Genomic DNA, 255 nt, shown 5'->3' with positions numbered 1-255 from the left:
GGTGATATAACTCGCCGCATCCCTAAAACTCAGTTGATTAGGATGGACCGATGGCAAGCTTTTAGCCATCAGCAACATCTTATATCTAATGAGATTATAGGCCAGTAGCACGCCCCACAGCTCTTGAATCACCAGCTCCGGTAGTTGACTGCGTAGCGTAAAACGGCTCTCCAACAGATGTTGTTTCATCTCTCTGTAGCCCAGTTCGATTTCCCATCGATGGGCATATAAGTCGACGATGTCTTCGCTGGGGTA

At 47.8% G+C, this 255-nt stretch carries 1 protein-coding gene; it reads right to left on the bottom strand.

From position 1 onward, the window contains the following. Positions 1-255 (bottom strand): transposase (locus MO387_RS21030; protein WP_242326523.1); only part of this gene is annotated, 255 nt, incomplete at both ends.

It is taken from the genome of Shewanella sp. N2AIL (assembly GCF_022690845.1).
GTDB classification, from domain to species: Bacteria; Pseudomonadota; Gammaproteobacteria; order Enterobacterales; family Shewanellaceae; genus Shewanella; species Shewanella baltica.
The sequence above is the reverse complement of the archived record's forward strand: the minus strand, read 5'-3'. Positions and strand labels throughout refer to the sequence as shown.